Origin of the sequence: Bacillus cereus group sp. BfR-BA-01430 (assembly GCF_022663115.1) — a bacterium.
GTDB lineage: Bacteria > Bacillota > Bacilli > Bacillales > Bacillaceae_G > Bacillus_A > Bacillus_A cereus_BD.
Genome location: NZ_JAKUEW010000033.1, coordinates 1 through 6,935, shown reverse-complemented (window position 1 = coordinate 6,935; position 6,935 = coordinate 1). Strand labels below are relative to the sequence as shown.

Below are 6,935 nucleotides of genomic sequence, written 5' to 3'. Positions count from 1 at the left end.
TCGCAGATATACAGGGAATGACTTTGAAAATGGTTATCCAGCAGATTACGAAATTATCGCTATTAGACTGGTAGGATACCACTTATTCTCTACTGACGAGGATAAGCAAGATGGCGTAAAAAGCGAAAGAATGGGCTCGTATAACGCTACGTACGCGACAGATGAGGAACAATATCCAAAGCACTTGTTAAAAGGACTTAGAAAGCGACTGAGAACACTATGCGATCCAAAAGAATAAGTAGACTTATTAAGAGATTCGGGAAAGAAACAACAATCTATCGCAAATTAGGAAACGACAAGAAAGACCCGTACAAACGCGGAGGATTCGAGTTGCAACATAATGTTCAAGCGATTGTTGATGAAGTGATAACAGGTGCAGAAGGTAGATTTGAGCAAGGGCGCATTCCAGACATGGCAGACGCTGTGTTGTATTGCGAGACCCTCGATATTCGAGCAGGAGACAAGGTAGTCCAAAGAGAGAAGGAGTATCGAGTGAAGAAGGTCGCTAACCCTTACAATACTGATGACCATATCGAATGCATATTGGAGCATTGGGGATGACAGAAGGGTTCGTATCAAGACGACGAGAGGCAGAACAACGCACAAAGCAATTAGAACGAATCGCAATGCTAGCAGCCGCGAATTATGTTAAAGGAATGGCTCAAACGTATTCACGCAAACGTTCGGGAGATACCGCGAGAAGCATTACAGCTGAAACGCGCGAAACGACAGACGGCATTGTAGGTCTTGTTGGAAGTAATCAAGACAACGCAATATATGAAGAGTTTGGTACTGGTATTCACGCTGAAAAAGGCGGTAGAAAGAGTCCGTGGGTATACAAGGACAAGCGAACAGGAAAGTTCTATCGAACAAAAGGTAAGAAAGGCACACGCGCTTTGCGTAACGCTGGCGAAATGCATATAGCCGATATACAAAGAATTATTAAACAATCCATGAAAGGGGGTCTCGGCGGATGAAAAAGCTAATAGGTAGCGTCCAAGAAATGCTTATTGAGTGCGTCGGGACACCGTTAAATATAGATATTTTTTATAAAGAAGCTGATGAGGAAACAATCGAACTTCCTTATTTGGTGTACAATTCTCAATCTGACATGATTTCCGAGTTTTGCGAGCAATTCATATTTACTTGTGAAATTTGGGGCACGGATGAATCGTATGACGCGTTAGACGAAGCGTCACAAAAGATTAAAGAGTGCATGAATAACAAACTATTGATTGACTATTGTAAACCTCTTGTGATTCGTACGTCTTTTATGTCGAGATTAGATGTTCCTGTCGAAGATCAAAGACTGAGATGCAAAGAAGTTCGATTCAAAGTTCTCTATTATTCATAAAAAGGGGTGACATTGTTTGAAAGTATTAGCAAATAAACCAAATCCAGAAAACATCGTATTAGGGCCGGGTGCAGCTATCTTTATCAATTGGACAAAAGGTGAAAAAAATATGATTGATGTTGGCGCGACGCAAGGGGATTTAACCTTCACCTATGCACCAGAATTTGAAAATATCAAGATTCGAGGTAAACGTAACAAAGTCAAAGGATTGACGTATGTTCCTGGTTCGGAAACAAAAATTAAGGCGTCGTATCTCGAATTTTTGAACAAAGAAATTTTACAAAAATTGTTGTTGAACGCAAAAGTTCAAGAGTATACAAAAGACGGAAAAAATGGGGAACCGAAAGGAAAAAGTGTAATCATTCGAGCAAACGAGTCTTTGTTGGATTATTGTGGTTCATCACCATATTTGGATGACGTGACGGTGATCGGTACGAAAAATAACGGTGATATCTATCGAATCACTGTATTTAATGCACTCCCTATTTCGGGATTAGAAGCGGTATTCGGCGATGCGGAAGTGGCTCCGGAAGTGGAGTTTGAAGGATATAACAATCCAGAAGACCAAATGACTCCACCGTTTGAAATTGAAATTTTCGAACCAGCGCAAGTGTGTCCAGTTAATCCAGATGTGGGAAAGAAATAACGATTCCGAAGCCTACAATAGATGAGCCTGTCATTGAAGGTGACGATGTTTTCATAACAGGAACTGGTGTCGCTGGATATTTTGTAGGCGTAACAGCTTCGGAATCGGGATTTGAACTAACGAGAGTTGATGAATTTGGAAAATGGAGAACAGAGAACGGCATGAGTTTAATTGCTGGTGAAGAAATTTCTGTTAGACAACGAGAAAACGAATTTGACGAAGAGAATCAATCAGAAGCTGTAACAACGATTGTGCAGGCTAAAAAATAAAGAGGGGCTCTGTCCCCTCTAATACTTAGAGAGAGGGATTAACTATGACGAAAAAGTTTGAAGCATTTTTCACTTACAAAGGAAAAGAACACGAAATGAAAGGTATCAGCGCGTCCGATAGAATTATGATTGGCGGTATTGCTGGTAGACAAAACTTTGTAGGTTGTCTGGATCCAGAACTTATTTCAATGAAAGATAAGTTATCGCAAAAAGACCCTGAAAAATGGACGCCTAAGGAAAAAGAGCAGGCAGTGAAAATTTCAACATCAGTGACGAACAAGATGTTATCGCTCGTCGATGCGGAACGAGACACATTCTTTAGTATCTGGTCAAATATGACAGGTCTAACAACTGAACAGATCAAAAACATGGATGCAGAAGAGTTTGATTCTCTTTTTGACGCATTCAAAAAAGTAGGCGGGTTTGAAGCTTTTACGAAAGCCGTGGAGAGTCTGATGAAATAATTTACGAAATCATCGACGAAATGGCAGCTCGATACGGCTCTTTAGAATACATTATGACGATGCCTTGGGAGATATTGATTAATTTATATTCAAAAGCGACCAGAAAGGCTATAGAGCTCGAAAGGCGTTGGGAAGTGTTTATTAACAACCCATTTATGGAAATGTCGTTCTCTGAGTATTTAAATGCTACTGGTTATAACAAGGTACAGAATAATAAACAAGAGGCAGAACGACCTAAATTGGATGTAAAAGAAATGGTGGAGAGAGCTAAAAAGCTTATGCCGCCACCTAAAAGAAAGGGTGATTAGGTGGAAGTATTTAAGATATTTGGAACTCTTGGTTTAAGAGATAACGAGTATCGAACAGGATTAAGTCGCGCTGAACAACAAGGACAACGCACTTCACGATCGATTAATAACGGATTCAAGAATACAGGTTCAATATTTAAAGGTGTTGGCGGAGCGGCATTAGGCATGGGGGCAGCTGTTGCTGGCGTTACAGGAATTGCTTTTGGAGTAGCATCAGCTATTACAAATGTCGTTTCGGCAGGCGCTAGCTATGAAGAACAAATGAGTAAAGTCAAGGCGATTTCAGGAGCGAGCGGCAAAGAGTTTGAAATGCTAAAGGCTCAAGCTAAACAGTTGGGTTCTGATACGAAATATAGCGCAACAGAAGCAGCTGAAGGAATGGAGTTTTTAGCACGTGCTGGCTTTAAGACTGGCGACATAATGAAAGCAATGCCAGGGATGCTAGATTTAGCAGCCGCAGGAGCTTTAGATTTAGGAAGAGCGGCAGATATATCATCAAACATTATGAGTGGTTTTGGTATCGAGGCTGGCAAGGCAGGGCATGTTTCTGACGTTCTTGCAAAAGCAGCCGCTAGCGCTAACACAGATGTTTCGCAATTAGGAGAAGCGATGAAATACTTAGCTCCTACAGCTAAAAGTGTTGGATGGAGTATGGAAGAATCCACCGCCGCTGTTATGGCGTTGTCGGACGCTGGTATTCAAGGAAGCATGGCAGGACAAGCATTCGGGTCATCACTTACTCGTTTAGCTGATCCGACAAAAAAGATGCGAAAGGTTATGGAAAAGTTAAACTTATCTTTCTTCGACCATAACGGTGTTATGAAGCCTCTTCCTCAATTGGTAAGTGAAATAAAAGATAAAACGAAACATTTGACAAAAGAACAACAAGCGGCCGCTCTTTCTACATTATTTGGTGCAGAAGCGTACAAGCATTGGTCGGTATTGATAGAAAAAGGCGGACAAGCTTTAGGTGAGAATACCGAAATGCTAAAAAATGCAGATGGCGCAGCTAAGAAAATGGCTAATACAATGAATCAAAATTTAGCTGGGGCTTGGAAAGGATTTCAAAGTAAATTAGAAACCTTATCTATTACAATATTCGAAAAGCTGTCGCCGGCATTACAATCAATTGTGAATTTTGGTTCTGATGTTGTCAGCAGTTTTACTAAAATGATTAGCGGTTCTAATGACTTTACTAAAGGATTCTCTAAAGCTTTTGCTGGTATTGGAAATGCAGCCGCGAATTTAAAAAATGTAATGACTAATCATTTTTCTGGAATGATGGAAATGTTTCAGAAGCACAAAGGAACTCTGTTGAAAATTTGGAATACCCTTTGGGGAGAAATAGGGCCTCCTGTCGTTAAAGCTCTAAAATTAATCGGTTCAATTATAAACACTTTCCTTTCTGTTTTCCGCGAGACAGTAAACCTTTTTATGTCGTTAATATCAGGGGATTGGAAAGGTGCTTGGGAAAGTCTTAAAACTCTAACTTCAGATTTAATAAAAGGACTAGGCGATATCATTCAAATTTTATGGGATGGTTCTGTTCTTCAAAAATTAGTACAAGCGATTAAGAAGGGCGCAATCCAGATAGGTAACGCTTTGCTGGAATGGGGAGTCGCTATAAAAGATTGGTTTATGAATCTTCCAGAAAACACCTCTCAATGGCTTTCTTATTGGGGAAGTGTAATTGGTTCGTGGTATAGCGAAAAAAAAGCGGAATGGAAAACGAAGCTCGATGAGTGGGGGGCCGTTATAAAGGAATGGTTTTCTAGTTTGCCAGAAGTGATTAGTCAAAAGCTCTCTGAATGGTGGACTTCTATCGGCAATTGGTTTGAATCTACAAAAGAAAGTTGGAAAACAAAGTTAGATGGATGGAATGTTGCTATTGGGGAATGGTTTGAAAAACTTCCAGAAAACATCTATAACTGGCTGTTGTCTGTTAGTCAGAAGTTAGAGCAATGGAATAATGAACAAATTGAGAAAATAAAAGAAGACTTCAATGGCTGGTGGCTAGCTATTGAAGAGTGGTTCAATTCTACAAAAGAGAGATGGAAAACGAAGCTCGATGAGTGGGGGACTAGCATTAGCGATTGGTGGAACTCATTACCTGAAAAAATTTCTAATTGGTTCATCAATTGGTGGACATCCATCGAGAATTGGTACAACACCACTAAAACAAATATAGAAAATAAGTTAAATCAATGGGGCGAATCTATTTCTAATTGGTTTAATACCAGACCTGGTGAGATTAAAAATAGTTTAGGTAATTGGTGGTCGTCAATGTCTAAGTGGTGGGATGAGACGAAAACTAATATTCAAAACAAGTTAGAAGGTTGGTGGCAAACCATAAAGAACTGGTTTAATCAAGTTCCTAACAAGCCAGAAATTAAAAATGCCGGTAAGAACATGATCGATAAAATGGCGGAAGGCGCGAACTCTAAAGAAGGAGATTTTACCGAGAAGTTAGGTAAGCTTATCTTAAAAGTTATTGGATTAACTCTATTAGCGATTGCTGTTGGTTTATTTTCGGCAGGTAAAGAGCTAATTAAACTCATCCTTAAAGGTGTCGATGCAGCGATAGGTTGGGTGGTACAAAAGTTTAAGGAAGTTGGGAAAACAGGTATAGACTCTATTAAAAGCATAGATTGGATGGGCTTAGGTAAAGATTTAATCAAGTGGATTATAGATGGAATTGTTAGTATGGGCGGAGCTTTAGGGAGAGCTTTCACTAAATTATTCAAAAGCATCCGTATACCCACACCTAAATTTTCTGTAAGCGGATCCCTAAATCCTATGGACTGGATTTCTAGCGGATCATTACCATCTGTTAGTGTAAAATGGGCAGCTAAAGGAGCTCTTGTTAAACCTGGGTCACCAACTTTAATCGGTGTTGGTGATGCTAAAGGGTACGATGAAGCAGTCCTTCCACTCCGCGACAGCACCCTTGGACGAATTGGTAAAGAGATTGCGCAGACAATGCCCCGAACCTCACAACAACAAGCAAACAGACCGATCGAACTGGTTGTTAACCTCGACAAAAGAGAGATTGCTAGAGAAATATACACAGACGTTCAAAAATTCAGTCAGCGAGAAGAAGATATACGCAAGGCATTTTAGGCAGGTGATATGATGACATGTGATTTAAGTTTTTTCACTTTCAATGGTAAACGAAATAATAAAATATTATCCTTACAGGGCATAAAACGTCCTGTATGGGCTCCTTTGGAGCGAACATTCCTCGAAGTTCCTCATTATTCAGGCGGGCGTTTAATACGCACTCAAACAAAGATGCGTAAAATATTAGTCCCTATCTCCATCTTATATTCTTCTCCCGAAGAAGCGGAACAACTAAAAGAAGAGATTGCCGATTGGCTTATTACCGATCAACCTCAAGAACTAATCTTCGACGATGCAAAAGACCGCCTGTATCTAGCTGTAATTGATGAAGAGTTAGATTTAGATGAGTTAGTGGATGTCGGGACAGGAACATTAACATTTATTTGTCCTATGCCGTACAAGCTAGGAGCGGTACAAACTCATAAATTTGAACGAAGTTGGACCACAGAAATCACATCATATTTTAAAAATAAGGGCAGCGTAGAAGCGCCCGCTTTAATTGAGGTTGATATAGAAAATCCGAGCACCTTTTTAGACGTTTGGTTTGGTAAATATCCTAGCGAAAGAAATTATTTTCGTATTGGTTATCCTATGACAATAGAAGAAAAAACGGTACAAGAACGCGAACGCGTCATGTGGGATGAAATGTCTACAACGGTAGGTTGGACTCCTGTTACAGGTCAATTTGACGATATGAAGGGGACGGGCTCTTTTAAAGTGCGAGAGGGTTACGCGCTTTATTGCGACGATTACGGACAAGAACGAGGATTCCAT

9 protein-coding genes are annotated in these 6,935 nt (G+C 40.1%); all 9 read left to right on the top strand.

The genetic code is table 11. The features are described from left to right. Nucleotides 1-238, top strand: a 238-nt coding sequence (locus MR058_RS22510) for a head-tail connector protein (RefSeq protein ID WP_242145907.1), incomplete at its 5' end; no start/stop codon positions are given. Next, entirely contained in the window at nucleotides 220-561 is a 342-nt protein-coding gene (locus MR058_RS22505; RefSeq protein WP_242145906.1) for a hypothetical protein, read from the top strand. The genes MR058_RS22510 and MR058_RS22505, both read left to right, overlap by 19 nt. Beyond that, on the top strand, nucleotides 558-977 hold the full coding sequence (locus MR058_RS22500) for an HK97 gp10 family phage protein (RefSeq protein WP_242145905.1): 420 nt from the start codon (nucleotides 558-560) through the stop codon (nucleotides 975-977). Before MR058_RS22505 ends, MR058_RS22500 begins: the two co-directional genes overlap by 4 nt. Further along, nucleotides 974-1,354 (top strand): hypothetical protein, encoded by a 381-nt coding sequence (locus tag MR058_RS22495; RefSeq protein WP_242145904.1) that lies wholly within the window; start codon nucleotides 974-976, stop codon nucleotides 1,352-1,354. Before MR058_RS22500 ends, MR058_RS22495 begins: the two co-directional genes overlap by 4 nt. 16 nt (nucleotides 1,355-1,370) lie before the next feature. Continuing rightward, complete coding sequence (locus MR058_RS22490; protein WP_242145903.1) at nucleotides 1,371-2,000, top strand: hypothetical protein; 630 nt, start codon at nucleotides 1,371-1,373, stop codon at nucleotides 1,998-2,000. 313 nt (nucleotides 2,001-2,313) lie between these two features. Then, nucleotides 2,314-2,733: a hypothetical protein gene (locus MR058_RS22485; RefSeq protein WP_242145902.1), complete on the top strand. Its 420-nt coding sequence runs from the start codon at nucleotides 2,314-2,316 to the stop codon at nucleotides 2,731-2,733. Between the two features lie 20 nt (nucleotides 2,734-2,753). Continuing rightward, nucleotides 2,754-3,041: a hypothetical protein gene (locus MR058_RS22480; RefSeq protein ID WP_242145901.1), complete on the top strand. Its 288-nt coding sequence runs from the start codon at nucleotides 2,754-2,756 to the stop codon at nucleotides 3,039-3,041. Next, nucleotides 3,042-6,161 (top strand): phage tail tape measure protein, encoded by a 3,120-nt coding sequence (locus MR058_RS22475; protein WP_242145900.1) that lies wholly within the window; start codon nucleotides 3,042-3,044, stop codon nucleotides 6,159-6,161. A gap of 12 nt (nucleotides 6,162-6,173) precedes the next feature. Beyond that, the coding region (locus MR058_RS22470) for a distal tail protein Dit (RefSeq protein WP_242145899.1) at nucleotides 6,174-6,935 on the top strand (762 nt) is incomplete at its 3' end.

Bases quoted from the DNA above. Each gene is read 5' to 3' on its own strand.
- MR058_RS22505 (WP_242145906.1), top strand. From the start codon at position 220: ATGCGATCCAAAAGAATAAGTAGACTTATTAAGAGATTCGGGAAAGAA.
- MR058_RS22500 (WP_242145905.1), top strand. From the start codon at position 558: ATGACAGAAGGGTTCGTATCAAGACGACGAGAGGCAGAACAACGCACA.
- MR058_RS22495 (WP_242145904.1), top strand. From the start codon at position 974: ATGAAAAAGCTAATAGGTAGCGTCCAAGAAATGCTTATTGAGTGCGTC.
- MR058_RS22485 (WP_242145902.1), top strand. From the start codon at position 2,314: ATGACGAAAAAGTTTGAAGCATTTTTCACTTACAAAGGAAAAGAACAC.
- MR058_RS22480 (WP_242145901.1), top strand. From the start codon at position 2,754: ATGGCAGCTCGATACGGCTCTTTAGAATACATTATGACGATGCCTTGG.